The 23,752-nt window shown below is 56.0% G+C and carries 30 protein-coding genes and 1 other RNA gene; 16 read left to right on the forward strand and 15 right to left on the reverse strand.

Annotated elements, in window-relative coordinates:
• Positions 1-43: 43 nt before the first annotated feature.
• Complete coding sequence (gene yjgA / locus PZBJ_RS13515; protein WP_101762888.1) at positions 44-586, reverse strand: ribosome biogenesis factor YjgA; 543 nt, start codon at positions 584-586, stop codon at positions 44-46.
• A gap of 115 nt (positions 587-701) precedes the next feature.
• On the opposite strand from yjgA, the gene pmbA reads away from it, so the two are divergent.
• The 11 genes from pmbA (at position 702) to PZBJ_RS13570 (ending at position 10,244) form a co-directional block, all read left to right on the forward strand.
• Positions 702-2,042: a metalloprotease PmbA gene (pmbA, locus tag PZBJ_RS13520; RefSeq protein ID WP_101762889.1), complete on the forward strand. Its 1,341-nt coding sequence runs from the start codon at positions 702-704 to the stop codon at positions 2,040-2,042.
• Positions 2,043-2,114: 72 nt separating this feature from the next.
• Positions 2,115-2,504, forward strand: a complete 390-nt coding sequence (gene cybC / locus PZBJ_RS13525) for a cytochrome b562 (protein WP_061720170.1) — start codon at positions 2,115-2,117, stop codon at positions 2,502-2,504.
• 253 nt (positions 2,505-2,757) lie between these two features.
• Positions 2,758-3,096 (forward strand): glycine dehydrogenase, encoded by a 339-nt coding sequence (locus PZBJ_RS13530; RefSeq protein ID WP_101762890.1) that lies wholly within the window; start codon positions 2,758-2,760, stop codon positions 3,094-3,096.
• 17 nt (positions 3,097-3,113) lie between these two features.
• On the forward strand, positions 3,114-3,470 hold the full coding sequence (locus PZBJ_RS13535; RefSeq protein ID WP_008103553.1) for an SFCGS family glycine-rich protein: 357 nt from the start codon (positions 3,114-3,116) through the stop codon (positions 3,468-3,470).
• A gap of 2 nt (positions 3,471-3,472) precedes the next feature.
• A complete protein-coding gene (locus tag PZBJ_RS13540; protein WP_101762891.1) occupies positions 3,473-3,769 on the forward strand; it encodes a DUF4312 family protein in 297 nt (98 codons plus the stop codon).
• Between the two features lie 27 nt (positions 3,770-3,796).
• The gene (locus PZBJ_RS13545) at positions 3,797-4,573 is read left to right on the forward strand and encodes a DUF4311 domain-containing protein (RefSeq protein WP_101762892.1); all 777 of its coding nucleotides are present in this window, start codon (positions 3,797-3,799) and stop codon (positions 4,571-4,573) included.
• Positions 4,574-4,585: 12 nt separating this feature from the next.
• Complete coding sequence (locus PZBJ_RS13550; protein ID WP_064738408.1) at positions 4,586-5,233, forward strand: DUF4310 family protein; 648 nt, start codon at positions 4,586-4,588, stop codon at positions 5,231-5,233.
• 103 nt (positions 5,234-5,336) lie between these two features.
• Positions 5,337-6,470: an amidohydrolase/deacetylase family metallohydrolase gene (locus tag PZBJ_RS13555; protein WP_101762893.1), complete on the forward strand. Its 1,134-nt coding sequence runs from the start codon at positions 5,337-5,339 to the stop codon at positions 6,468-6,470.
• On the forward strand, positions 6,454-7,575 hold the full coding sequence (locus PZBJ_RS13560) for a DgaE family pyridoxal phosphate-dependent ammonia lyase (RefSeq protein WP_101762894.1): 1,122 nt from the start codon (positions 6,454-6,456) through the stop codon (positions 7,573-7,575). Before PZBJ_RS13555 ends, PZBJ_RS13560 begins: the two co-directional genes overlap by 17 nt.
• On the forward strand, positions 7,572-8,309 hold the full coding sequence (gene dagF / locus PZBJ_RS13565; protein ID WP_101762895.1) for a 2-dehydro-3-deoxy-phosphogluconate aldolase: 738 nt from the start codon (positions 7,572-7,574) through the stop codon (positions 8,307-8,309). Before PZBJ_RS13560 ends, dagF begins: the two co-directional genes overlap by 4 nt.
• Positions 8,310-8,333: 24 nt before the next feature.
• A complete protein-coding gene (locus PZBJ_RS13570) occupies positions 8,334-10,244 on the forward strand; it encodes a BglG family transcription antiterminator (protein WP_101762896.1) in 1,911 nt (636 codons plus the stop codon).
• Positions 10,245-10,422: 178 nt separating this feature from the next.
• Here PZBJ_RS13570 and PZBJ_RS13575 read toward each other — a convergent pair whose 3' ends face one another.
• Positions 10,423-11,322 (reverse strand): LysR family transcriptional regulator, encoded by a 900-nt coding sequence (locus PZBJ_RS13575; protein ID WP_101762897.1) that lies wholly within the window; start codon positions 11,320-11,322, stop codon positions 10,423-10,425.
• Positions 11,323-11,451: 129 nt separating this feature from the next.
• Between PZBJ_RS13575 and PZBJ_RS13580 the strand changes: the two genes are divergently transcribed.
• The gene (locus PZBJ_RS13580; protein WP_101762898.1) at positions 11,452-12,153 is read left to right on the forward strand and encodes a pirin family protein; all 702 of its coding nucleotides are present in this window, start codon (positions 11,452-11,454) and stop codon (positions 12,151-12,153) included.
• Positions 12,154-12,207: 54 nt separating this feature from the next.
• Here PZBJ_RS13580 and dolP read toward each other — a convergent pair whose 3' ends face one another.
• The 4 genes from dolP to PZBJ_RS13600 are packed head-to-tail and all read right to left on the reverse strand — an operon-like array spanning position 12,208 to position 15,768.
• Positions 12,208-12,780, reverse strand: a complete 573-nt coding sequence (dolP, locus tag PZBJ_RS13585) for a division/outer membrane stress-associated lipid-binding lipoprotein (RefSeq protein ID WP_101762899.1) — start codon at positions 12,778-12,780, stop codon at positions 12,208-12,210.
• A 14-nt stretch (positions 12,781-12,794) separates the two neighbouring features.
• Positions 12,795-13,382 (reverse strand): DnaA initiator-associating protein DiaA, encoded by a 588-nt coding sequence (diaA, locus tag PZBJ_RS13590; RefSeq protein ID WP_007890352.1) that lies wholly within the window; start codon positions 13,380-13,382, stop codon positions 12,795-12,797.
• 14 nt (positions 13,383-13,396) lie between these two features.
• Positions 13,397-13,792: a YraN family protein gene (locus tag PZBJ_RS13595; RefSeq protein ID WP_008103534.1), complete on the reverse strand. Its 396-nt coding sequence runs from the start codon at positions 13,790-13,792 to the stop codon at positions 13,397-13,399.
• Positions 13,750-15,768 (reverse strand): penicillin-binding protein activator, encoded by a 2,019-nt coding sequence (locus tag PZBJ_RS13600; RefSeq protein WP_101762900.1) that lies wholly within the window; start codon positions 15,766-15,768, stop codon positions 13,750-13,752. The genes PZBJ_RS13595 and PZBJ_RS13600 overlap by 43 nt, the downstream gene beginning before the upstream one ends.
• Positions 15,769-15,830: 62 nt before the next feature.
• On the opposite strand from PZBJ_RS13600, the gene rsmI reads away from it, so the two are divergent.
• The 4 genes from rsmI to mdtI all read left to right on the forward strand — a co-directional run bounded on the left by rsmI (position 15,831) and on the right by mdtI (position 18,279).
• Complete coding sequence (gene rsmI / locus PZBJ_RS13605; protein WP_101762901.1) at positions 15,831-16,694, forward strand: 16S rRNA (cytidine(1402)-2'-O)-methyltransferase; 864 nt, start codon at positions 15,831-15,833, stop codon at positions 16,692-16,694.
• A gap of 33 nt (positions 16,695-16,727) precedes the next feature.
• An RNA gene (gene rnpB, locus PZBJ_RS13610) (RNase P RNA component class A) lies at positions 16,728-17,106 on the forward strand.
• 506 nt (positions 17,107-17,612) lie between these two features.
• Positions 17,613-17,963, forward strand: a complete 351-nt coding sequence (mdtJ, locus tag PZBJ_RS13615; protein ID WP_101762902.1) for a multidrug/spermidine efflux SMR transporter subunit MdtJ — start codon at positions 17,613-17,615, stop codon at positions 17,961-17,963.
• Positions 17,950-18,279 carry a multidrug/spermidine efflux SMR transporter subunit MdtI gene (gene mdtI / locus PZBJ_RS13620; RefSeq protein WP_101762903.1) on the forward strand — a complete coding sequence of 110 codons (330 nt, stop codon included), beginning with the start codon at positions 17,950-17,952 and terminating at the stop codon, positions 18,277-18,279. The genes mdtJ and mdtI overlap by 14 nt, the downstream gene beginning before the upstream one ends.
• Positions 18,280-18,313: 34 nt before the next feature.
• Here the strand turns inward: mdtI and PZBJ_RS13625 are convergent, their stop codons facing one another.
• The 9 genes from PZBJ_RS13625 to exuR all read right to left on the reverse strand — a co-directional run bounded on the left by PZBJ_RS13625 (position 18,314) and on the right by exuR (position 23,707).
• Entirely contained in the window at positions 18,314-19,288 is a 975-nt protein-coding gene (locus PZBJ_RS13625; protein ID WP_101762904.1) for a glutathione S-transferase family protein, read from the reverse strand.
• 80 nt (positions 19,289-19,368) lie between these two features.
• Positions 19,369-19,779 (reverse strand): DoxX family protein, encoded by a 411-nt coding sequence (locus PZBJ_RS13630; RefSeq protein WP_008103518.1) that lies wholly within the window; start codon positions 19,777-19,779, stop codon positions 19,369-19,371.
• Between the two features lie 208 nt (positions 19,780-19,987).
• Positions 19,988-20,272 (reverse strand): YqjK-like family protein, encoded by a 285-nt coding sequence (locus PZBJ_RS13635; RefSeq protein ID WP_008103516.1) that lies wholly within the window; start codon positions 20,270-20,272, stop codon positions 19,988-19,990.
• On the reverse strand, positions 20,269-20,667 hold the full coding sequence (locus tag PZBJ_RS13640; protein ID WP_192236531.1) for a phage holin family protein: 399 nt from the start codon (positions 20,665-20,667) through the stop codon (positions 20,269-20,271). The genes PZBJ_RS13635 and PZBJ_RS13640 overlap by 4 nt, the downstream gene beginning before the upstream one ends.
• 2 nt (positions 20,668-20,669) lie before the next feature.
• On the reverse strand, positions 20,670-20,975 hold the full coding sequence (locus PZBJ_RS13645) for an ElaB/YgaM/YqjD family protein (protein ID WP_007890363.1): 306 nt from the start codon (positions 20,973-20,975) through the stop codon (positions 20,670-20,672).
• A gap of 35 nt (positions 20,976-21,010) precedes the next feature.
• Positions 21,011-21,382: a DUF1090 domain-containing protein gene (locus tag PZBJ_RS13650; RefSeq protein ID WP_146001298.1), complete on the reverse strand. Its 372-nt coding sequence runs from the start codon at positions 21,380-21,382 to the stop codon at positions 21,011-21,013.
• A 174-nt stretch (positions 21,383-21,556) separates the two neighbouring features.
• A complete protein-coding gene (gene mzrA / locus PZBJ_RS13655; protein ID WP_101762907.1) occupies positions 21,557-21,925 on the reverse strand; it encodes an EnvZ/OmpR regulon moderator MzrA in 369 nt (122 codons plus the stop codon).
• Complete coding sequence (locus PZBJ_RS13660; protein WP_101762908.1) at positions 21,922-22,599, reverse strand: DedA family protein; 678 nt, start codon at positions 22,597-22,599, stop codon at positions 21,922-21,924. Before PZBJ_RS13660 ends, mzrA begins: the two co-directional genes overlap by 4 nt.
• Positions 22,600-22,933: 334 nt before the next feature.
• Positions 22,934-23,707 carry a transcriptional regulator ExuR gene (exuR, locus tag PZBJ_RS13665; RefSeq protein WP_101762909.1) on the reverse strand — a complete coding sequence of 258 codons (774 nt, stop codon included), beginning with the start codon at positions 23,705-23,707 and terminating at the stop codon, positions 22,934-22,936.
• Positions 23,708-23,752 lie beyond the last annotated feature (45 nt).

A 23,752-nucleotide genomic window follows, 5' to 3' on the forward strand; every position in this document is an offset into this window, starting at 1 on the left:
GCTTGCGGGAGAAGGTTGGGATGAGGGGAAAACCGCAGAAAACTTACGCTTCTGCCAACTCGCGCAGATACTGGAAAATCAGGCGGGCAGATTTTGGCGGCTTATTCGCGGCTTTCTCTTTCTGCGCGTTACGGATCATGCTGCGCAGTTGCTGACGATCGGCGTGCGGATAGAGGTTAAACACTTCAGCGACCGCGTCATCACCTTGCTCGATCAAACGATCGCGCAAAATCTCCAGCTTATGGAACAGTGCAACCTGCTGGTTGTGACGGTTCTTCAGCTTATCCAGCGCCTGGCGAATCGGATCTTCATCGCGTGAACGCAGCATCTTACCGATCAGCTGCAGCTGACGGCGGCGGCCTTCTTTCTTGATGCGCTGCGCCAGTTCAATCGCGTCGCGCAGTTGTTCGTCGAGTGGGATCTTGTCGAGGGAATTTTTCCCCAGCTCAACCAGCTCGGCACCAAGGCGTTTTAGCTCTTCGGCATCGCGTTTAATTTCGCTTTTGCTGACCCAGATAATCTCTTCATCTTCTTCGTCATTATTATCCGGCACATCGTCGAGCCAGTCTTCGGGCTGCTTGGTCATCTCTTGGCTCCCAAAAAAAAGAGGCTAATCCTACCAGTTTATCGGGCGACTGCGAAATTGTTCTCTGAGTCTGATAGACTCAAACAATTCATACTTAAGATTAGACGGCAGGTCGATGAACGTATCTACTCAGGTTGCAGAACAACGTAAAGTGTTGGAACAGGCTGTCGCGCAGGCGTTGGAACTGGCAAAAGCCAGCACCGATGGCGCTGAAGTGGCGGTCACGAAAACCACCGGCATCGGCGTCAGTACCCGCTATGGCGAAGTGGAAAACGTCGAATTCAACAGCGATGGTGCGCTCGGCATCACCGTCTACCATCAAAACCGAAAAGGCAGCGCTTCCTCCACCGATCTCAGCCCGGACGCGATCAAACGCACCGTGCAGGCGGCGATCGACATTGCGCGCTACACCTCGGTGGATCCATTTGGCGCACCGGCCGATCCCGATCTGCTGGCGTTTGACGCGCCGGATCTCGATCTCTACCATCCGTGGGAGATCGATGCCGATCGCGCTATCGAACTGGCCGCTCAGGCGGAACAAGCGTCGTTGCAGGCCGACAAGCGCATCATCAACACCGAAGGCGGCAGCTTCAACAGCCACGTTGGTATCAAAGTCTTTGGTAACAGCCACGGCATGTTGCAGAGCTACTGCTCCAGCCGCCATTCGCTCTCCAGCTGTGTGATTGCCGAGCAGGACGGCAATATGGAGCGCGATTACGCGTATACCATTGGCCGCGCTTTTGACGATCTGAAAAGCCCGGAATGGGTTGGCGCCGAGTGCGCCCGCCGCACGCTGTCGCGTCTGGCACCGCGCAAGCTTTCGACCATGAAAGCGCCGGTGATCTTCGCGCCAGAAGTGGCGACCGGTTTGTTTGGTCATCTGGTGGGCATGATCAGCGGCAGCAGCGTATACCGCAAATCGACCTTCCTGCTTGATTCGCTCGGTAAGCAGATTCTGCCCGAGTGGCTGACCATTAAAGAGCATCCGCACCTGCTGAAAGGCCTGGCATCCACGCCGTTCGACAGCGAAGGCGTGCGCACCCAATCGCGTGACATCATTAAAGATGGCGTGCTGCAGAACTGGCTGTTGACCAGCTACTCGGCGCGCAAGCTCGGCTTGCAGAGCACCGGCCACGCAGGCGGCATCCATAACTGGCGTATTGCCGGTCAGGGCCACAGCTTTGACGACCTGCTGAAGCAGATGGGCACCGGTTTAGTGGTAACCGAGATGATGGGCTCCAGCATCAACGGCATGACCGGCGACTATTCACGCGGCGCATCCGGGTTCTGGGTGGAAAACGGTGAGATTCAATATCCTGTGAGCGAGATCACAATCGCTGGTAACCTCAAGGAGATGTGGCTCAATATGGTAACCGTCGGTAACGACATTGAAACCCGCAGCAATATACAATGCGGTTCGGTGCTGCTGCCGGAGATGAAAATCGCCGGACAATAAGAGTCATCGCTTTCTGAAAGCAGCCCGCAAGGCTGCTTTTTTTTGGCCCGACAATAATAAAAGGACATACCAATGCGTAATAAGCATGTGATTGCAGTGTTGTCGTTATCGCTGTTGTTCTCCTCGGCTAGCGTGTTTGCAGCCGATTTAGAAAAAGATATGGATGCGCTCAAAGATGGTCTGAGCGTGGTGAAGAAAACCTCTGACGCGCAGGAAATGCATACCGCGTTGGGCAAAATGCGTCAGGCGGCAACGGATGCTAAGCAATCCACGCCGGAAAAACTGGAAGGTCAGGCGGCCGATAGCGCGCAGATCAAGGATTATCACGCCGGTCTGGATTCGCTGATTGCCCAGATCGATGTGGTTGATCAGTTGGCGCAAGCCAACAAGCTGGACGAAGCCAAGGCCGAAGCGAAGAAACTGGAAGATATTCGCAACGCCAACCATAAGAAATTCCGCTGATAACCCGGCCAGCCCCGTGGCTGGCCTTATTCCTCTTTGCTTTCTCTCCGTTTTAATCCGCCTAAATCCATCACTTCTCGCATTTTGTGACCGCTTTCGCACACTTCGTGCGTCCTGAGATCTGGCGCACACTCGCCCGCGGGATTTCCACTTTGAGGTGGAAAAGTTGCGACTCAACAGCCTCAAGGGGAAAGCGTACTTTCTTATCAACGAGAAATATCTGTAATTGTCCGCTGTAAACAGGAGTAACAAGGTGAGGAGTGAAGCTGTCCCGCTGAAACAGAGCACGCCGGAAGCGATCCAGGCGCTGGCGGATAAGGTGTTAAGCCAAATTGCAGCGATCTACGCCGCACATCATATCGAAGCCAACGCCGTGCAGCATCAGATGCTGGCTTCGCATGTCCGGGCGATGGCATCGCGCTCTTTAACGGGTGAAGCGCTACCGGAAGTAGAAGCTGAGCTGTTTGAAGATATCTCGCCGGAAACCATGGCGCTGGCGCAGCAGGTGGTGGATCTGTTTGGCAATCTGCCCAAAGAGGAAGCCTGGTTGTTGTCCGTCCATATCGAAGTGGCGAAATCGAACGAAGCATAAATTGCGAGGAATTGAACATGGTAACTGTAGTGATTGGCGATCGTCTGGGTAAAGGTCAGAAAGTAGCAGCGGGCATCGAGAAAGCCGGTGGTCGTGCGGTGGTGGTGCCAGGCGTGGCAGCCGACATGAAGCTGGGCGATGTGATGAAAGCGGAAAACGCCGACTTCGGTATCTCCTTCTGCGGCAGCGGCGGTGCCGGTGCGATTACCGCGCAGAACAAATATGGCTACAAAGCCAAACACGGGATGCGTTCGATTGACGAAGGCGTTACCGCCATCAATGAAGGTGCCACCGTGCTGGGCTTCGGCTTTATGGATAAAGAAGAGCTGGGTGAGCGTCTGGTGCAGGCCTGGACTAAAAAACACGGCAGCTAAGTATGAAACAGCAATACGAGACGCAGGTAACGGTGCAGGGCAAAGGCGACAGTAAAGCAAAAGCCTTTGCCGATGCGCTCAGCAAGGTGCAGCAGCAAGTGCTGCGCACCAGCCAAAAGATTCTGTTGCGCATTGAACCCATAGATGTGCGGGTGCTGCGCGCGCAGGAGAGCGTGCGCAAGGAAAAATTCTTGTTCTTCTTCCTCGCGCGTGAGCGACGGAATTACAGCGTTGAGCTGAACATTACCGTTAGCGTCACTGTGATCGACACCGACAAGGTGGACTTCATAGAGACTTAATAAAAACGACAACAAGGGTACGACGACATGTTTTTAATCATTTTGTTTAAGTCGTTAATCATTGGCGGATTGGTTGGCGTCGGGGTGGGAGCGGGCGCAGCGCGCATGTTCCACGCACCGACCACACAAGGTATGGGCGCGTTCCGTACCTTGGGAGAACTCAATTCCTGTGAAGGCGATCCGGCATCGCACTTCTCCTTTGGTCTCGGCTTCTTCTTTAACGCCTGGGCATCATCCGTGGCAGCGGGTTCCTTCACGCAGGACGTCGATCACCGCATTTTGCCGAACTGGGGCGCGGCGGCACTGATGGTGAAAAACCGCAACGTGGCGGAAACGCTGCACAACCCGAAACGCATGGCGATTGCCTGCGGCATCATCGGCATGATTGTGGTGGCCTTCCTTAACAGCACGGCGTCTGCGGTTCCGGCGGCGCTGCAGGTTACCGCAGTAAAAGTGCTGGTGCCGGCGGCTAACCTGCTGGTGAATACCGTGATGCCAGTGATCTTCTGGCTGGCAGCGATTGATGCCGGTAAGAAATCTGGCTTCTGGGCCACCATTTTTGGCGGTCTGGCGCAGCTGATCATGGGTAACGCCGTACCGGGTTTGGTGCTGGGCATCCTGATCGGTAAGGGTGTGGAAGAGAGCGGCTGGAACAAAGTCACCAAGGTGATGATGTTTGCCATCGTGCTGCTGTTTGCCTTGAGCGGCTTCTTCCGCGGTTTCGATCTGAAACTGCTGCAATCCTTCCAGCTAGGTATTCCGGGCTGGCTGGATATGATCCACAACAGCGTCAGCGGCAAATAAGGAGCCATCAGCATGAACGAGAACGAAAACAAAGGGTTCTGGTACGCCGACTGGTCTTTCCCGATTTTTGTTGGCCTGCTCTCCTCCGGCGTATTTGCCGGTACGCACATGTATTACCTGTACGGCATTGGTGCTTTTAACGAAGTGGCGTTTGTCTCGATGCTGCGCTCCGGTATGGAAACCGGCGTGTATGGCGCGGTGGCGGCGTTTGGTGCCAGCTTCCTGTTTGCACGCATTATCGAAGGTTCGCTGGTGGGGATTCTCGATATTGGCGGCGCGATCCAGACCGGCGTCGGCCTCGGCGTGCCTGCGCTGCTGCTCGGTGCCGGCATTGTGTTCCCGGTCGCCAACTTTGCCGCATCGCTGGCTACGGGTTTGGTGGTGGGCTTAGCGATAGGTTATCTGATCATCCTGGCGCGTAAGTTCACCATCAACCAGAGCGACTCAACCTACGGCGCAGACGTGATGATGGGCGCGGGTAACGCATCGGGCCGTTTCCTCGGGCCGCTGATTATCCTTTCTGCCATGGCGGCGTCGATTCCCATTGGTCTCGGTTCGCTGGTGGGCGCGCTGCTGTTCTACCTGTGGAATAAGCCTATTACCGGCGGCGCGATTTTGGGCGCGATGGTGTTGGGTGCGATGTTCCCAATCTCACTCTGATACCGATGTGCGGCCATATGGCTGCACATATCCGTAGCGGCGCCATTTATTGCGCGATAAATCACGCCGCTACGAAATGAGCGTTTGTATGTGAGGAGTAAGCATGTTTGATCTGATTCTGCGCCGCGCACGTCTGTGCGACGAACAGCTGGTGGATATTGCTATCCAGCACGGCAAAATTGCCGCCGTCGGCGAGGTGAGTGGTCCGGCACAGCAGGAGCGCGATCTTGCCGGACGTTACTATATCAGCGCTGGCTGGATTGATAGCCACGTGCACTGTTATCCCCAATCCCCGATTTATCACGACGACGCCGACACCATTGGCATGGCGCAAGGCGTCACCACGGTGGTGGATGCCGGCAGCACCGGCGCTGACGACATCGACGACTTTTATCAGCTCACGCGTTCGGCTACCACCGAAGTACGCGCGCTGATCAACATTTCACGCACCGGCATTGTGACGCAAAACGAGCTGGCCGATATGGCGCAGATTGATGGCGATGCGGTGGTGCAGGCGGTGAAACGCCGTCCCGACTTTATCGTTGGCCTGAAAGCGCGCATGAGCAGCAGCGTGGTGGGCGAGAACGGCATTCAGCCGCTGGTGCGGGCCAAGGCGATTCAGCAGGCAGCCGGAAACTTGCCGCTGATGGTGCACATTGGCAACAATCCGCCAGTGCTGGAAGAGATCGCCGATCTGCTGACCTCCGGCGACATCATTACCCACTGCTTTAACGGCAAGCCGAACCGTATCTTGTCACCGCAGGGCGAACTGAAAGCGGCGGTGAAAAATGCCATCGCGCGCGGCGTGAAGCTGGATATCGGCCACGGCGGCGCCAGCTTCAGTTTTGAGGTGGCGCGTCAGGCGATTGCGCAGGGCATTCTGCCCGACACCATCAGCTCCGACATTTACTGTCGTAACCGCATCAACGGCCCGGTGCATAGCCTGGCGCACGTGATGTCGAAATTCTTCAGCATTGGCATGACGCTGCCGCAAATCGTCGAGTGCGTCACCGTTAATGCCGCTGCTGGCCTGCGTCTGGCGGGCAAAGGGCGCTTGACCGCCGGTTATGACGCCGACCTGACCATTTTTACCGTCAAAGAGGAAGCCTGCCCGTTCGTTGATGCTGAAGGCGAACGGGTATTAGGTGAACAACATATTCTGCCGCTGGCCGTGGTTATCGCCGGTCACTGGCATCTGACTGATGAAGGGAAAGCGAATCATGTCTTCGATCTATGAAAAATATGACCTGAAACAGGTCATCAACGCCTCGGGCCGCATGACCATTCTCGGCGTCTCCACGCCGTCTGCGGATGTGGTGGATACCGTCAGCTACGGTCTGAATCACTATTTCGAGATGAAAGATCTGGTCAACAAGACCGGCGCTTACATCGCCAAACTGCTGGATGTGGAGAGCGCGGTGGTGGTGTCGTGCGCCTCAGCGGGCATTGCGCAGAGCGTGGCGGCGGTGATTGTTAAAGATAACGACTGGCTGCTGGAGAACCTGCACGCCGCGCCGCTCAGCGTGCCGCACGATATCGTGGTGCCAAAAGGGCACAACGTGAACTTCGGCGCGCCGGTTGGCACGATGGTGGCGCTGGGCGGCGGGCGTTTGATCGAAGCCGGTTACAGCAACGAATGTTCGCCAGAGCAGTTGGCGGCGGCAATCACGCCGACCACGGCGGCGCTGATGTACATCAAATCGCACCACTGCGTGCAGAAAAGCCATCTTAGCGTGGAGCAGGCAGCGGTAGTGGCGCGCAAGCACGGCATTCCACTGATCGTTGATGCGGCAGCGGAAGAAGATTTGCAGTGCTACTACCAAATGGGCGCGGATCTGGTGATTTACAGCGGCGCCAAGGCGATTGAAGGGCCGACCAGCGGCTTAGTGATTGGTCGCACGCAATACGTTGAGTGGGTGAAGCGTCAGAGCAACGGCATTGGCCGCGCGATGAAAGTCGGCAAAGAGGGCATTCTCGGCCTGACGCAGGCGATTGAAAACTATCTGGTGCAGCCAAAAACCACCGGCGCCGAGATGGTGGCCAACATGACGCCGTTTATCGACAACCTCAACACGCTGAACGGCGTCACCGCCCGCGTGGTGTGGGATGCCGCCGGACGCGATATTGCGCGTGCCGAGATCAAGTTTGATGAAGCGGTCACCGGCTGGCCGACTGGCGAACTGGTGCAGGCGCTGAAAACTGGCGACATCGCCATCTATTTCCGTGGCTACAAAGCCAACGAAGGCATTATCGAAGCCGATGTGCGCAGCGTTAGCGCCGATCAGCTGCACATCATCTTTAGCGCTATTCAGGCGTTGATCAGCGGAGGAAAACGCGCATGAGTCTGAACCCGAATTTCTATCAGGATCGCCTGTGCCTTAACGTGCTGGCCGGTTCGAAGCAGAACGCCAAAGCGATCTGGCAGGCGGCTGAAGGTCATGTGCTGGTGGGCGTGCTGTCAAAAAACTACGCCAGCAACGAAGAAGCCATTGCCGATATGCGCGAGTATGCGGCGCTGATCGACAATGCGTTATCCGTGGGTTTGGGCGCGGGCGATCCCAACCAGTCAGCGATGGTGAGTGAGATCTCGGCGGTGCTGCAACCGCAGCACGTCAATCAGGTCTTCACCGGCGTGGCGACCAGCCGTGCGCTGCTCGGCCAGAATCAAACCGTGGTAAATGGTTTGATTTCACCGACCGGCACGCCGGGCCTGGTGAAAATCTCCACCGGACCGCGCAGCTCGAAGAACGCCGACGCGATTGTACCGATCGACAGCGCCATCGCCATGTTGCAGGACATGGGCGGCAGCTCGGTGAAATACTTTCCGATGGGCGGCCTGAAAGCGGTAAATGAGTATCGCGCGGTGGCGGAAGCCTGCGCGCGTCACGACTTCTGGCTGGAACCCACCGGCGGCATCGATCTCAATAACTTCGAAGAGATTGTGCGTATTGCGCTCGATGCAGGCGTTAGCAAAGTGATCCCGCACGTTTACAGTTCGATTATCGATAGCGCAAGCGGCGACACGCGCATTGACGATGTACGTCAGCTTCTGGCAACGTGCAAGAAACTGCTGTAACAAATGAGTAACAGGTGAGGCTCCGTGAGATTTCCCAACCAGCGTCTGACTCAGCTTTTCGCTGCGCTGCAAAATGAAACGCTGCCGCAGGATGAACTGGCACGTCGCTTTTCCGTTTCAACGCGCACGGTGCGCACCGATATCACCGCGCTGAATGCGCTGCTGGAACAACATGGCGCGCAGTTTGTGCTGGCGCGCGGCGCGGGATATCAACTCAAAATTGACGATGCGGCGCGCTTTGGCCGCTTACAGCAAGAGAGCGCGACGCCTCTGCGCGTACCGCGTACCTCGCAGGAGCGCGTGCGCTATCTGCTGACGCGCTTTCTGACTGCGGCGTATTCGATCAAGCTGGAAGATCTGTCCGAAGAGTGGTTTGTCAGCCGCGCCACGCTGCAAAGCGATATGGCAGAAGTGCGCGAATGGCTGGGCCGCTATCACCTCAATATCGAAACCAAACCGCATTATGGCATGAAGCTGTTTGGCAGCGAGGCGGCGATCCGCACCTGCTTAACCGACCTGCTGTGGCAGATCGATCAGGAGACGCCGGACAGCCCGCTGCTGACGGTAGAAGCGCTGCACAGCGGCATTCTGGCGCAGCTCGAACCTTTGCTGCAACAGTGCTTCGCCCAGCACGCCATTCGCCTCAGCGATGAAGGCGACCGCTATCTGCAAATCTACTGCGCGGTGGCGGTACGACGCATCAGCGAAGGTTTCCCGCTCAACGATCCGGGTGCGGAAGATGTGGGCGAGGAAGTGCGCGAGGCGGCGCACGATCTGATTAACCTGATGCGTCCGCTGGTCGGCAAACCGATTTCACAGGCGGAAGAGAACTGGCTGCGGGTCAACATCGCCGCACGCCAGATTCAGGCGCTGGCACCGAGCACCATTAACGCTGACGACGCCGATGCGCTGGTCGATTACCTGCTAAATTACATCAACACCCATTACAACTATCGGCTGCAGCACGATGAGCAGCTGCGCGCCGATCTGCTCACCCATATCAAAACCATGATCACGCGGGTGCGCTACCAAATCCATATCCCCAATCCGCTGTTGAGCAACATCAAACAGCACTATCCAATGGCCTACGATGTGACGCTGGCGGCGGTGACCAGCTGGGGTAAATACACCCCTTACACTATCAGTGAGAACGAGATCGGTTTTCTGGTGCTGCACATTGGTGTTGGGCTGGAGAGGCATTACGACGTCGGCTATCAGCGCCATCCACAGGTGCTGCTGGTGTGCGACAGCGGCAACTCCACGCTGCGCATGATTGAGGCGCTGCTGCTGCGCAAATACCCGCAATTGGTGGTGACGGCGCGGCTGTCGCAGCGCGACTATGAACTGCGCGAGCATATCGATGAAGACTTCGTGATCTCCACCGCGCGGCTCAGCGAGAAGAACAAGCCGATTGCGGTGATGTCGCCATTCCCAACCGAGTTCCAGCTGGAGCAGCTCGGCAAGTTGGTGCTGGTGGATCGCACGCGCCCGTACATGCTGGAGAAGTACTTCGACGCGCAGCACTTTATGGTGCTGGATAAGCCGATGACGCAGTCAGAGCTGTTCCGCCTGTTGTGCTATCAGCTGGAGAGCGAAGGTTTTGTCGATGCGGATTTTTATCCGTCGGTTGAGGAGCGCGAAGCGATTGTCAGCACCCTGCTCGGCGAAGGCATCGCGCTGCCGCATTCACTCGGACTGCTGGCGCAGAAAACCGTGGTCTACACGGTGCTGGCGCCGCATGGCGTGAGCTGGGGCGAGGAGACAGCATCGGTGATTTTCCTGCTGGCGATCAGCAAGAGTGAATACGAAGAGGCGATGGCGATTTACGATCTGTTCGTCACCTTCCTGCGCGAAAGGGCGATGACGCGGCTGCGTGATTGCGCGGATTTTGTCAGTTTTAAAGCGGTGGCGATCGATTGTTTGAGTCGGCTGTAAGGGTTGTGCGTGCTGTCCCCCATCCCGGCCTTCCCCCGCAAGCGGGGGAAGGAGATGCAGCTTCATCACTAACATGTGGCAGCATCTTCCTCCCCATGCAGCTTCATCACTAACATGTGGCAGCATCTTCCTCCCCCATTTATGGGGGAGGACCGAGGAGGGGGAAACCCCGCACAATCTACCCACGCTTCGCCAGTAACCTCGGAATCTCACGCAGACACCAGGCTTTGGCTTCGCCCATGCTGTCGCGGCGCCACGCCATAATAATGTCCACTTCGCGCGTATACTCGGCGCTCACCACGCGTAAACGACCTTCGGCGATATCCTGCTCTACCATCGGATACGGCATGGTCGCCACACCCAAACCGGCCAGCAGCGCGCGGCGTTTATCATCCATGCTGCTAACCGTCAGACGCTGCTGCTTATCCAGCAACTGCACCGTCAGCACTGGGCGCTCGCGCGCGGTGTCCGCCACCGCGATGCCGCGATACTTCACGCGCGTCACTTCTGATAGCGGCTCAGCTTCCTGATGAATGGGATGATCCGGGCTGGCAACGTAGACGCTCATCGTGCTGTACAGCTTGCGGGTGTTGATTTCGGTTGAGGCGCGGAAGTGCATATCCGGGGCAATCACGATATCGGCGCGGCCCTGTTCCAGCCGCTCCCAGGCGCCGGCTAACACTTCCGTGATCAGCGAAATCTGCGTATTGGCTTTTTCTGACAGCTTCTCAACCAGCGGGAATAAACGCTCGGAAGGCACCAGCGCCTCGGCAACAATGGTGAGATGCGTTTCCCAACCGCGCGCCAGCGCTTCGGCATCGGTGGTGAGCTTATCGGCGGCCTCCAGCAGCACGCGGCCCCGTTCCAGCAGCATGCGGCCCACGTTGGTGAACTTGGTGCGGTGGCCGGAACGGTCAAACAGCACCACATCCAGCTCCTCTTCCAGCTTCTGCATGGTGTAACTCAGCGCGGAAGGGACGCGACCCAGTTCATCGGCCGCAGCGGCAAAGCTGCCACGACGGTCAATAGCATCCATCACACGTAAAGCTTCAAGGGTTAACGCGCGGTCTTTTGCCATGCCGATTCTCTGTCAGTAAATTTGAACATGCCAGGCAGATTAACTGGCTTACAATCCGGCGTCCAGACTTTTACCATAATCCTATCAAGCCTGCGGTCGGTTCTCACCGCAGCGCGTCGGAGGATTATCATGATGACAACCCGCTGCGCGTCCGCATGTGGCCAGGCCGATTTCGGTTGGTTGCAGGCGCGCTACAGCTTCTCATTTGGCCACTATTTCGATCCAAAATTAATGGGTTATGCGTCGCTGCGCGTACTCAACCAGGAAATTCTGGCACCGGGCGCCGCATTCCAGCCGCGCAGTTATCCGCAGGTCGATGTGCTGAATCTGGTGTTGCAGGGTGAAGCCGAGTATCGCGACAGCGAAGGCAATCATCTGGTGGCGCGTGAAGGCGAGGCGATGCTGCTCTCTGCGCGTCAGGGCGTGAATTACAGTGAAATTAACATCAGCAAAGATCGCCCGTTAACCCGCATGCAACTGTGGCTGGCGGCCTGTCCGGAACGTGAAAACCCGCTGTTGCAGAAGCTCGACCTGCCGCAACAAACCAGCGTACTGATCGCCTCGCCCGATGGCGCGCAGGGCAGCCTGCAGCTGCGCCAGCAGGTTTGGGTGCATCAGGTGACGCTAGCGCCGGGCGAGCAGTACACGGTGAAATTGCACGGACCGCGCGCTTACCTGCAATCGATCCATGGTTCGCTGGATGTGCAGGCCAGCAGCGCCAACCAGCAGCCGCTAGGCTGCGGCGACGGCGCGTTTCTCAGCGATGAGAACCAGATTAACCTGCAGGCCAGAACGCCGCTGCGCGCGCTGGTGATTGACCTTCCCGCCTAACCCTCACGCACAAAAAAGGGCGACCGAAGTCGCCCTGATGCTTTGCTGCAACGCTTATTTGAGAATGGTGAAGGCCGTAGTCACGTGCTTCACGCCGCTCACCCGGCTGGCAACATCGGCCGCCGCCTTCGCTTCTTCTGCAGTAACCAGTCCTAACAGGAACACTTCACCGTTTTCGGTGGTCACTTTCACGTTGGAGGATTTCACCTGATCGCTGCCCAGCAGCTGCGAGCGGATTTTGGTGGTGATCCAGGTATCCGATGACGAGGTGCCGAGGCTGACTTTCTGTCCATTACGGATTTCGTTATACACCTCGGTGGCTCCATCAACGCCCATGGCGATCTGTTTGGCACGGCTTGCCAGATCCGGGGTTGGCGACTGGCCGGTTAGCAGTACTTTGCCCTGATAAGCGGTGACAACCACGCGCGCCTGGTTTTTGATCTGTTCATCTTTTGCCAGTGCGTTCGAGACGCGCAGCTCCAGCGTACCGTCATCGACCTGCGTGCCCACGGTGCGCGGATCAGTGGCGGTTTTGGTGGCGACGGCCGCGCCGCCGGCCACCACGGCAACACAACCTTGCAGCAGCATGGCGGTTAAGAGAATGGCGACAGCGTTCAATGCTTTCATTTGAGCTCCTTCAGTCATTCCTGGTGTGGGAATAAAGTGTTATCAATCAAATCGCACAGGCAGTTCAGCGTCAGCATATGCATTTCCTGAATGCGCGCACTGCGATGTGATGGAATGCGAATTTCCACATCATGCGGACCGAGCAGGCCCGCCAGCTCACCGCCGTCGTGGCCGGTTAACGCAACGATGGTCATATCGCGGGTAACCGCAGCTTCAACCGCTTTGACGATATCGCGGGTGTTGCCACGGGTGGAAATGGCCAGCAGCACATCACCAGCCTGACCAAGCGCTCGAACCTGCTTGGCGTAGATTTCATCGTGCAGACGATCGTTACCAATCGCCGTCAGCATCACATTATCAGCGCTCAGCGCCAGCGCAGGCAGGCTAGGGCGCTCTGTCTCGAAACGGTTAATCATGCTGGCGGCAAAATGCTGGGCATTCGCCGACGACGCACCGTTACCGCAGCTAAGGATTTTGTTACCGTTAAGCAGCGACTGCACCAGCGTCATCGCGGCGCGGGAAATCGCATCGGGCAGCGCTTCGGCTGCGGCGATTTGGGTCTGAATACTTTCGGTAAAACACGCTTTAATTCTGTCCTGCACAAGACCACCTGGTTCTATCCATCGGCATTAAAGGCATCGGGCAGCCACTCCAGCTCACGCCCGGTAATGGCAATGATGTCAAAACGGCAATTCACCGTATCAAAACTGCCGCCACGCGCCAGCAACCAGAGCGCGGCGGCACGCAGCAGCTTTTGTTGTTTCTGGCGCGTTACGCTGGCGGCGGCACCGCCGTAGCGCGCATCGCGTCTATAGCGCACTTCAACAAATACCCAGCAATCGGCGTCGCGCATAATCAGGTCAATTTCCCCGCTGCGACAGCGTACATTGCTGGCAAACCACTGCAGCCCGGCGCGCTCCAGATAGCGACGCGCCAGTTGTTCCTGCTCAGCGCCAATGCGCTGGCGGTTTACTGCACCGGAACGATCTGTCCCTGACGATACTGGTTCCATGCCAACTTCCTGTTGATCACGCAATCCGTGTCGGCGTTCAGCTTGCCGGTGTTGCCATCAATGGCAAAGCCAGGCACCTGACGCATCTGGTTAAAGTTATTCGCCAGCGTCCAGGCATCAATGCCCATAGCGTAGAGGCGAACCAGCGAATAATCGTTGTTGAACGACTTCGCCGCCTGCTGCATTAAGCCCGGATTGCTACCGGACAGCAGCGGAATATCGCTGAACTGCAGGCCATCCATCTCCAGACGGAAGTCCGGGCCTGCACCCGCCTGCGCACTGCGTGAGCTGGCGTACAGCGCGGTGTTGTTGCGGCTGCTGGTGCGCATCGCAATCATCGGCTTGATCAGCTGCAGCTCATCCTGGCTGGCGACGATGTACACCGCATCCACGCTACCGCTGCTGGCATCGGCCGTTGGCGCCGGTGCGCTGGTTTGCGGTGCAGGAATCGTCAGGCCAGCAATCGCCACGCTCTGCGATTGCGCAGGCTCAACGTTGAGCGGCGTGCCGCTTAACGCGATACCCGCACCGCTGTTGATGCCTTGCTTGAGTTCGCCGACGCCGCCAAAACGCTGCTGCAGTACGGTTGAGCCACCCAGCGTTTGCCACTCTTGCGCGAACGCTTTGCTGATACGGTCGCCATAACTGCTGCGCGGCACCAGCAATAATGGCTGGCGTTTGCCTTGCTCGTAGATATGGTGCGCGGCATCGCGTGCTTCGTCTTCAGGAGAAAGCGCAAAGTAACAAATATTCGGATGGTTCTGGATCTGTTCTGGCTCGTTCAGGGCCAACACGTTAAGCGGCGTGTTGCTATTGGCGACGGTTTCAACGTCATTTTTTAGAAGCGGGCCGACCACCAGCGTGGCGCCATCTTGCTGCGCCTGCTGCATCACCTGCGCAATCGGCTGGCTACTGGTGTCATACACTTTCACCTGCGCATTGCTGTTGCCCTGTGGGGCGGCGGGTTGTGCGGCTGGCTGTGACTGCTCGGTTTGCGGCGGTGTGTTACCTGCAACGGCGGGGCTGACCACGCTATTGGCGTCCGCTGGCGGCTGTGCGCTGGCATCGGCTGTATTAGCCTCAGGAGCGGCTTGCGGTGCCGGTGCATTGAGCACGCCATTGCGCGCATCGGTGAAGCCTTTCTGAATCGCATTGGCAAACACCTGCGCCTGGCCGTTAAGCGGCAGCAGCAGCGCGATGGTATTGGTCGACGCTTTGGTGAAGTTCTGCACCTGGCTGAGCTGGGTTGGCAGTGTCTTCGCGCCTGGGTTCTGCGGATAACGCGTCTGCCAGTCCTGAATCGCCGCTTTCAACATTTGTGGGTCCTGGCTGTTTGCGCGCCAGGTATTCAGCAGATCGAGCCAGCCCTGCAGGGTATTTTCATCAGCATTGATCACCAGGCTGTTGATCTGATCCTGGGTCATCTGCGTCAGCGCTTGCCAGGTTGCATCGATATTGCTTTGGTGATCGGCACCTTTCAGCAGCGGCTCCTGCGCTATATAGGCACGCAGCAGCGAGAGTGAAGGGCGATTCTGTGCCGCCGCGATTTGCAGCGCGTAGTAACGCACCTGCTGGTCCTGCGACAGGCCGCCGCTTTTCACCTGGCCCAGCAGCTGTTGCGCACCGGTGTAATCCTGCTGCCCAATCTGCATCTGCGCGCGCAGCAGCAGCAGTTCTTGCTGTTGCACTTCGCTTAACTGCTGCGGCAATTGATTGAGCTGATTCGCCGCCTGCGGATACTTTCCTTCCTTCAACAGGGCACGGATGGCAAGTAATTGCCAGTCGGTCTTGCTATCATCGCTGCTTTGCTGCACCTGCTGCAGATAATAGTCAGACCGGCCAGTCGCAGGACCCTGAATATTGACGTTAGAGGTTTGTTGCGGTCCCTGACCACTACAGGCGGCTAAAATCAGCCCAGCGAGAAGAACAGGTACTAAGCGTCCTGCTTTATGACGTACGACTTTTGAAGGAAGCATACTGTATCCAGTGATGTTTTTTTCAAGATGCTCAATATTAAATCGGCAATTCGGATGAAACAATGAAACAACTCGATCGGGCAGAGATTTCTGCCAGCACGCTCTATATCGTTCCTACCCCGATCGGTAACCTGGGTGATATCACTCAACGAGCGTTGACGGTGCTCTCAAGCGTCGATCTAGTCGCAGCGGAAGATACACGTCATACCGGGCTGTTGCTACAACATTTCGCCATCAATGCGCGACTCTTCGCACTTCACGACCACAACGAACAGCAGAAAGCTGAGGTGCTGTTAGCTAAGCTGCAAGAGGGCCAGAGCATCGCGCTGGTCTCCGATGCCGGCACGCCGTTAATCAACGATCCCGGCTACCATTTAGTACGTCGCTGCCGTGAGGCTGGTGTGCGCGTGGTGCCGTTGCCAGGTGCCTGCGCGGCGATTACAGCATTAAGCGCGGCGGGGTTACCGTCCGATCGTTTCTGTTACGAAGGGTTTCTACCGGCCAAAAGCAAAGGACGTTGCGATGTGCTGCGCGCGCTGGGTGAAGAGCCGCGTACGCTGATTTTCTATGAATCGACCCATCGCCTGATCGATAGCCTGCAGGATATGGTCAGCGTGTGGGGCGGCGAGCGCTACGTGGTGCTGGCGCGTGAGATCACCAAAACGTGGGAATCTATTCAAGGCGCACCGGTCGGTGAACTGCTGGCGTGGGTGCAGGAAGATGAAAATCGTCGTAAAGGCGAGATGGTGCTGATTGTTGAAGGCCATAAAGCGGATGAAGAAGCGCTGCCAGCGGAGGCGTTGCGCACGCTGGCGCTACTGCAAAAAGAGCTGCCATTGAAGAAAGCCGCTGCGCTGACGGCGGAAATTCATGGGGTGAAGAAGAACGCGCTTTATAAGTACGCGCTGGAGCAGCAAGAGGCGTGACAAACGCTGGCAGATCGCCTATTATCCCGCGCCGAAGCTGACCAGACAGTCGCCGCTTTGTCGTCGTCCTCTTTCGGGGGGAGACGGGCAAAGGGGAGGAAAGTCCGGGCTCCATAGGGCAGGGTGCCAGGTAACGCCTGGGGGGCGCAAGCCTACGACCAGTGCAACAGAGAGCAAACCGCCGATGGCCCAGTAATGGGATCAGGTAAGGGTGAAAGGGTGCGGTAAGAGCGCACCGCGCGGCTGGCAACAGTTCGTGGCACGGTAAACTCCACCCGGAGCAAGGCCAAATAGGGGTTCACAAGGTACGGCCCGTACTGAACCCGGGTAGGCTGCTTGAGCCAGTGAGCGATTGCTGGCCTAGATGAATGACTGTCCACGACAGAACCCGGCTTATCGGTCAGTTTCGACTTTTTTAAACACAAAACCCGCTTCGGCGGGTTTTGTGTTTTCTGGGGCTTGTGCGTGCTGGTCCTCATCCTAACCTTCTCACGCAGGCGGGAGCGAGCGATCTTTCAAACCGCAATAAACAGTTCCCTCTCCTGTGGGAGAGGGCTAGGGTGAGGGCATCAGTCTAATAACATTAATTAAACGCCTCCACGTAAAGAAATGAAAATCCCTGAAAACATTACTGCCGCTATGCCAGAATAAGCGCGTGTTTAACTACTGAGGACAAATTTAATCCACACTGACGAGAAGCAACAACGTGGATAAGTTGTAATTTTATGGACAAAATGTTTGCGTCAAATAAGGCTTCACTCTCCTCCTCTCTCTCTGAATCAAACTGCTCAATCTGCGATCAGCACTGGCGCTTCGCGCTTTAGTTCCGTTCTCTCCTATTCCGACCTTTTAATTTAACTTTGCTAACACGCCTATTTTCGCGTGGGTGGCGTTTATTTCTCGTTCAGGAGAGAAATCATGCTGTATTGGATTTTATTAGCGCTGGCGATCGCCGCGGAAATTATTGGCACCGTCTCAATGAAATGGGCCAGCGTAAACGGTGGCAACGCCGGTTATATTTTTATGCTGGTGATGATCGCACTTTCTTATATTTGTTTATCCTTCGCCATTAAACGTATTGCCCTTGGCGTGGCGTATGCCATGTGGGAAGGCATTGGCATTCTGTTTATTACGCTGTTTAGCGTGCTGTTGTTCGATGAAGCCTTATCCGCCATCAAAGTAGCCGGCCTGCTGACGCTGATCCTCGGCATTGTCCTGATCAAATCCGGCACGCTGAGCCGCAAGGAGCTGCGCCATGGCAACGTTTAACTGGCTGCATATCGCATGGCTGGCGCTGGCCATTGGCCTGGAGATCGTCGCCAATATCTTCCTGAAATACTCCAACGGTTTCCGCCGTCCACTGTTTGGCGTGTTATCGCTGGTGGCGGTGCTGGCGGCGTTCAGTGCGCTGGCGCAGGCGGTTAAAGGCATTGATTTGACGGTAGCCTACGCGTTATGGGGCGGGCTGGGATTGGTCGCCACCGTGGCGGCAGGCTGGATTCTGTTTGGCCAGCGTCTGAGTCGGGTTGGCTGGCTGGGCGTGGGATTGTTGTTGGTCGGTATGGTGCTGATTAAGTTTGCCTAAAGTCCCCTCTCCACGTTGGGAGAGGGTAAGAGCATCAACCCCGGCCGTGTGGCTCATCCCAGTCAAAGGCTGGACCCAGCGAGATCACGCCGCTTGGGTTGATGGTTTTGTGGCTGCAGTAGTAGTGATGGCGAATGTGCGGCAAATTAACCGTGTCAGCGATGCCTGGCATCTGATAGATATCGCGCAGGAAGCCGCTCAGATTACGGTAATCACTGATGCGGTGACGATCGCACTTAAAGTGGGTGACGTAGACCGGATCGAAGCGCACCAGTGTGGTCCACAAGCGCAAATCGGCTTCGGTAAGTTGGTTGCCAGTGAGATAGCGGTGTTGGCCAAGAATCTGTTCGAGACGCGCTAACGAATGGAACAGCGCCGTTACCGATTCATCGTACGCCGCCTGCGAAGTGGCAAAACCGCTTTTATACACGCCATTGTTGACCGTGTCGTAAACCCAGCTGTTCACTTCATCAATTTTGTCGCGTAGCTGCGCCGGATAATAGTCACCCGCGCGGGCACCTTGCGCATCAAAAGCGCTGTTAAGCATGCGCATGATGTCGGCAGATTCATTACTGACGATGGTTTGCTGGGTTTTATCCCACAGCACTGGCACGGTCACACGGCCGGAATAGTGCGCATCGGCGTGCAGATAGATTTGATAGAGAAACTCTTTTTGATACAACGCATCGCCGGTGGCGTCAGGGAAGCTGGCGTCAAAGGTCCAGCCGTTCTCCAGCATCAGCGGATGCACCACCGAAACTGAAATCATCTCCTCCAATCCCTTGAGTTTAAGCATTAACAGCGTGCGATGCGCCCACGGGCAGGCAAGCGAGACGTAAAGATGATAGCGACCACGCTCAGCGGCGAAGCCCGCTTTGCCGGTTGGACCGGCGCTACCATCGGCGGTAACCCAGTTACGCCAGACGGCTTCTGTGCGCTTGAAGCGGCCACCGGTTGACTTCGTATCGTACCAGGTATCATGCCAGACACCGTCAATCAGCTGTCCCATAAGCCCTCCATAATAAAAAGGGGCGAGGAAAATCCCCGCCCCTGCAATTCAGTATATGTGTTCTCTAACGCTTGTGCTGCTTAGCGTGCGGTTGCTGGCTGAACGCGCTGACGAATCAGTCGGTCAATGCTGTAAGCGCCTGGACCTACCAGACCCAACACCAGGAAGCCACCGGCGATGGAGAGGTTTTTCATGAACATCAGCTGGTTAACACCTTCCGCGAAGTTGCTGTGGAACAGGAACGCGGTCAGCAGAGTAAAGCCAGCGGTGAACAGGGCGGTAAAGCGCGTCAGGAAACCGAACAGAATCGCCAGGCCGCCACCGAACTCCAGCAGAATAACCAGCGGCAGCAGGAAGCCTGGGACGCCCATTGCCTGCATGTATTGTGCGGTACCGGCGTAACCGGTGATTTTGCCCCAGCCTGCGGTGATAAACAGAATGGTCATTAATACGCGTGCTACCAGCAGGCCTGAGTCTTCGAATTTTTTCATCATCTACTCCAACAAGGTTTTTGTTGCAGGTTGTTGGCCTGCGGGTTTTGAATCCCCTTGAACCGGTTGTTTCAGTTCACTGGGCTGATGGAGGAAGATGATAATCGCAGGTTGAAAGAGTTGTAAGCGAGATAAACTGTCAATGTTGTTCAGTAAATTTGAGGGGGAGTAAAACCGAATCAATTCGATCCGGTTTTAGAGAGAGAAGCTAGCGGGTATTTAAAGTCGATTTGATCATGCGCCAGGTGCTCCAGACGCCGAAACCGCGCTTGGCCCAGCGCAGCAGACGATTGGGGCTGCGAATCGACCAAATGGCCAATGCACTGCTGCCAATCGCCAGATAACGACGCATACCAATGATGGTTAACCAGCCGCGATCATACTGTGCGGTGCTGGTCAGCCAGTCGCGGCTGTCGGCGCTGAGGTCAAGCCGCTGCTGCTGCACCTGATTGAGCAGTTCGTGAATGCGTGCTTCACGTTCGCGGCGGCTCATGAGCGATGCTCCTCCAGCAGTTTGCGATCGGTATCCAGCTCTTTACGCGTATGGCGCAACAACGTTGACTGACGCGATTTGTATAACGTCCACAAACCGAAGATGAGCGCCAGAGCAAATAGCACCGCCGTAGTGATGGCAATCGCCATCAAGCGATATTGTGCGTCCACCGCCCAGATGATCAACACCATCAGGCTCATGAGACCGAAAGCGGTAAACAGCATAGTAAGGCCCACCATCATCAGCATCTGAATCAGGTTGGCCTTTTCCTCTTCCAGTTCCACAATTGCCAGTCTGACGCGCGTCTCGACCATGCTAACCAGCGTGGTAACGACCCGTTGACCGATGTTAAAGACCCCTTTGCCGGGGCCGTGGCTTTGCTGACTATCACTCATCATTAACGCCGTGAGATTAAAATGCCGATGAGAATACCTACCGCTGCACCGATACCCACGCCGTGCCACGGATTGTCGCGCACGTATTCGTCCGCTTTTTCCGCTGCTTCACGCGTGGTTTGTGCAATACGTTCGCCGGAATCGCCGAGACGTTCACGGGAGCTTTCAATAGCGCCGCGCGCTTTATGACGCAGTTTATCCAGCTCACCTTTGGATTTATCTGCTGAGCTGCTCAGCACTTCTTCCAGGGTATCAGCCAGATTTTTCAATTCAGCGCGCAGATGTTCAGATGTTGTTTCTTTAGCCATGGAAATCTCCTTTTACAGCATTGAGTTAAGTCCGATTAATAAGGTTCAGCTTCAAGCTTTTTCAGTTCGTGCTGCGCATCGAGCAGCTTACGTTCGCGCTTCTCAATTTTGTCCTTGTCGCCATCCTGACGCTCTTCTTTCAGCTCACGCTCACGTTCGGCGATTTTGTGCTTCTGCTCAGCGATGCGTTCGCTATGTGCAGATTTCAGCTTCTCATCGGTGCAGCCTGCGCGGACTTCGGTCAACGCGCGCTCCAGCCCGGTAACGCGGCGCTGGTTGTCGTGCTGTTTTGCCATATCGATCTCGCGTTGAATATCCTGCTCTTTTTGTTGGCAGAGCGATTCAGCCGCCAGCAGCGAACCCGAGAGTGAAAAAAGAATAGCACCTAGCAGTAATTGATGTTTCATCAGGTTGTGACCTTCCATTGTTGATGACCTGCCCGAGAGCAGACAGGAGAAGCTTCCCAGCATGTCTTAGGCTTACGCTATCTCTAAGGATAGACAGCAGACGAAAAAATTCAAAGAAGACGCGGGGATAGCGAGGATTAGCTCACCGCCTGGCTTAACGTCAGGCGGTGAAATTTAGCTAAAAATTGGGCGACTGGCGTCAGGATATTGCTGCGAAGCCTGCGGGCCAGCGGCGACGACAAAGCCTTGTGGCAACAGGCGCTTCAACACTTTTTGCGCCGCCAGGCTCTGTTCTTCATTCTCAAAATGAATCACCAGCGCATCGCCGGAGGGCGTAATACTTTTGATACGCACGCCCTGCGCAGAAAGTTGCTGATAAAGATAAAAACCATCGGGCAGATTGGTGCCGCTGTTGGCGACGCGGATCTGCACCACGGTTTCATGCTGCATCAAGGTCGGAACGAAACAGATCGCCAGCAGCGCCAACGCGCCACCCAGCGCCCAAGGCAGGAAACGCCTTGGGAATCCACGGAATGTGATCATGACTGTGAATTCCCGCTACGCGCAGACTGACGTTTACGCCAAATAACCACTAAAGAACCGACCAGGCCAACCACCAGCAGCACCAGCGGCAGCAGCATCAGGCACAACATCAGCTCATCTTCGTAACGACGGAAAATCGGCGTTTTACCCAGCGCGAAGCCCAGCACGGTAAGGATCAGCACCCACAGGAAGCCACTTACCCAGTTGAAGAACTGGAAGCGCGCATTACTCAGGCCAGAAAGCCCGGCGATGGTAGGGAGCAAGGTGCGAACGAAGGCAATAAAGCGACCCACCAGCAGTGCAGACAAGCCATGGCGATGGAACAATCGGTGGGCGCGTTGATGATATTGCGCGGGCAAGTGTGAAAGCCATTTTTGCACGGTAGGCGTATTACCGAGCCAGCGACCCTGAATGTAGCTCACCCAGCAGCCGAGGCTGGCGCCAGTGGTCAGAATCAGCAGCGTCAGGGGGAAACCCATGGTGCCTTTAGCAATCAAAACGCCGACCAAAATCAGTAAACTATCGCCCGGCAGAAAGGCGGCGGGCAGCAATCCATTTTCCAGAAACAGAATCATGAACAACACGCCATAAATGGCCCAAACCAACGTCGGGTCGGAGAGCATTTCGTAATCCTGCTGCCACAAGGCATGCAGCAATGCTTGCAAAATATCCATCAATCATTCCTGAACATCATTGTTAAACGTGCCCGTGAGGGGCTTAGGCGCAGACTGGCGTTGGTTATACATTTTAGATAAGCAGCCTGAGCAGGAGTTTCCGGATCCTTCCAGAATTGATTGTTAAATCAGCGACTTTTTAAAGCCCTGTCGCAAAGGGTAATAAAAGGGCGATAACTGTAACAAAAATAACGTTATCCAGACAGGGGAAAGTGCCTGCCGCACAGGAGTTTTACCTTTAGACGCAGGTGGTCAAAAGGAGCTTTACATGAGCTGACACTATTGCAGACTAACTGACTTTTTCAGCAACAAAACGCCTGAAAAATAAGCAGGATCAGCGTGAGTTTTCGCTACCTTCAGGCAGGATGACCGGATTTTCAGCAAACATGTAACGATCAACGTTAAATTCAAAATCGTCGGTGGTGGCGTTAAACAGCATCTGCTTAGTATTTTCCAGGTGTTGCCACATTGCCAGCTTACTGGCGGCGGGATCTTTGCGGATCAGGGCTTTGAGGATCTGGTCGTGATCGTCACACCAGCTGGTGATATTTTTGGCATCAATATGTTCGTGCAGCTTTAACCAGTAAGGATTGTGTAGACGGTGCAGCCACATCTTCTCGACAATCGCTGCTAAGGCGCTGTTCTGCGTCGATTGCGCAATGCGCACGTGAAACTCCATATCCCACGCCGAATCGCGCGAATGATCTTCCTGACGCGCTTTCTCCTGAATTGCCATCAGTGCCACGATATCCTGGCGTGTCACCTGCGTGGCGGCAAACTCAGCCACGTTGCTTTCAATCAGCTGGCGCGCCTGCAATAACTCGAAGGGGCCGAAATTAGCGAACTCCAGCTGGCTGGACGTTACCACGCGGTTCTGCTGCTGGCTGCTGATGACGTGAATGCCGGAACCTTTCCGCACCTCCACGTAACCTTCCACTTCCAGCATGATGATCGCTTCACGCACCACGGTACGGCTCACCTGCATCTCTTCCGCAATCAGACGCTCGGCAGGCAGTTTGTCGCCGACACGGTAGTCGGCAGCTTCAATGCGGCGTTTGAGTTCGCTGGCGAGCTGTTGATAAAGGCGTCGTGATTCGGTCAGGTCCATTGCGCGGTCCGCTGTGGGAGAAAGTTGAGTTGTTATACCACTTCA

The organism is Pantoea endophytica (assembly GCF_002858935.1).
In the GTDB taxonomy this organism is placed as follows: Bacteria; Pseudomonadota; Gammaproteobacteria; order Enterobacterales; family Enterobacteriaceae; genus Pantoea; species Pantoea leporis.